2 protein-coding genes are annotated in these 1,665 nt (G+C 52.1%); one reads left to right on the top strand and one right to left on the bottom strand.

Going from position 1 to position 1,665, the window contains the following annotated elements; all coding sequences use genetic code 11:
• Positions 1–67: 67 nt before the first annotated feature.
• On the top strand, positions 68–586 hold the full coding sequence (locus JJD74_RS30555; protein ID WP_003464991.1) for a YkgB family protein: 519 nt from the start codon (positions 68–70) through the stop codon (positions 584–586).
• Positions 587–615: 29 nt separating this feature from the next.
• Here JJD74_RS30555 and JJD74_RS30550 read toward each other — a convergent pair whose 3' ends face one another.
• Positions 616–1,461 (bottom strand): AraC family transcriptional regulator, encoded by an 846-nt coding sequence (locus JJD74_RS30550; RefSeq protein ID WP_003464995.1) that lies wholly within the window; start codon positions 1,459–1,461, stop codon positions 616–618.
• Positions 1,462–1,665 lie beyond the last annotated feature (204 nt).

Below are 1,665 nucleotides of genomic sequence, written 5' to 3'. Positions count from 1 at the left end.
ATCTCATCGCCAACGCATACGGCGTTCGGCAGCCAACACACTCTCACTCACTACTGGAAGCTCAGACATGAAAACCATAGGCATTGAAAACTCGAAGTCCAGCGTACAGGCCCACTTAACGCTTGGAACCAAAACTATGGGGCTAGGTATCTATGGCGCGTACTTGGCTCTCGCTATTATTTACTTCTGGTTCGGCGGCATGAAATTTACCCACTACGAGGCCGAGGGCCTGGTTCCACTGGTGAGCAACAGCCCGCTTTTGGGATGGGTGTATAGCATTTTTTCGGTCGACATGTTCTCCAGCCTGCTCGGCATACTAGAGATTTCGATCGGCACTCTGATCGCAGGCCGCATGCTGTCGCCCAAACTATCCGTGGTAGGAGGCGCTCTGTCTGCAGGCCTGTTCTTCACAACCCTTAGCTTTATGTTTTCCACTCCGGGCGTCATTGAGCCTAGTTTAGGGTTTCCGGCGATTTCCGTTGCGCCAGGTCAGTTTCTGCTTAAAGACTTAGGGTTGCTTGCTGTTTCGATATTTGTGGCAGGCCATTCGCTGGTTGAACTGGAAAAACGTAAAATTAATGCATAATTTTTTCAATGGCTTAAGGCAGTAATGCCTTAGGCCTTTTTGCCATCATTTTCCCCCGCCAGATCTTTCAACCAGTCACGAGGGCTCAACCCCGTCTTGCGTCTAAATGCGCGAGACAGCGCCGAAGGACTTTCGTAGCCGACTTGAGCTGCAATCAGCGTAATCGAGCGCCCTTCTCGCATCAGCTTCTGAGCCAGGCTAACTCGCCAACTCAACAAATAATCAGCAGGCGTCTGTCCGATGACACTCTTGAAATGCACGGCATACGCAGCGCGTGACATATTTGACTCACTGGCCAGCTCTGCTATTGACCAGGCATGTTCCGGGGAGTTGTGCATCTGTAAAAGCGATCGGGCAAGCCGCATGTCGGCCAGTCCAGCCATCATTCCGGTGCGCAACTGGTGATGATCGAGCAGGTAACGGAGCAACAGAATGATTAGGAGCTCAAATAAGCGCTCAAGCGCGGCTTCCCTTCCACAATGCACATTTGCCGCCTCGGCAAACATCCACTCCAACGTGTCTGCCAGCATGGGCAGATCATCGAGTGCGAGCACCAAACAGTCCGGTAATGAAGCCGACAAAGGATTATCAATTCCGCCCTCAAACTCCATGGAAGCACACAACAACTTTGCGCCATCGGACTCACCCGCAAACAATTGATGCTTGGCGGGGCGTGGCATAAAAATCAAGCTAGGGCGAGTGAGCTGCAAATCCTTGCGATCGGGACCAAGCAACGTCACGCTGCCGGCCTGAAGCAGATGGATATAACCTCGCCGCTCGGCGCCATCGTAAGATGCAGAGCCGCATAGGTCGCCGTCATAGAACAGATTGGCCCGCACGCCGAACCGCGAGAGCAAATTAGACAAACGATCCATTGGCCGATCCTTGACGAGTCAGAACGCACAGACCATACCATCTGCGTTGTCGTTCAGTGCCTGTAGCGAACATGCCGGCGTAAATCAGCCAACGGATAAAGTGATCACTGAGCAGCTCAGCCTCCCTTTCCAGTTCGGCTGTTAAAAAAACAACACCGTTGTTTGAAAGCACCAGCAAATCAAGTGCTCACTCTTCTATTTTAC

Origin of the sequence: Pseudomonas sp. MF6776 (assembly GCF_016613125.1) — a bacterium.
In the GTDB taxonomy this organism is placed as follows: domain Bacteria; phylum Pseudomonadota; class Gammaproteobacteria; order Pseudomonadales; family Pseudomonadaceae; genus Aquipseudomonas; species Aquipseudomonas iridis.
The sequence above is the reverse complement of the archived record's forward strand: the minus strand, read 5'-3'. Positions and strand labels throughout refer to the sequence as shown.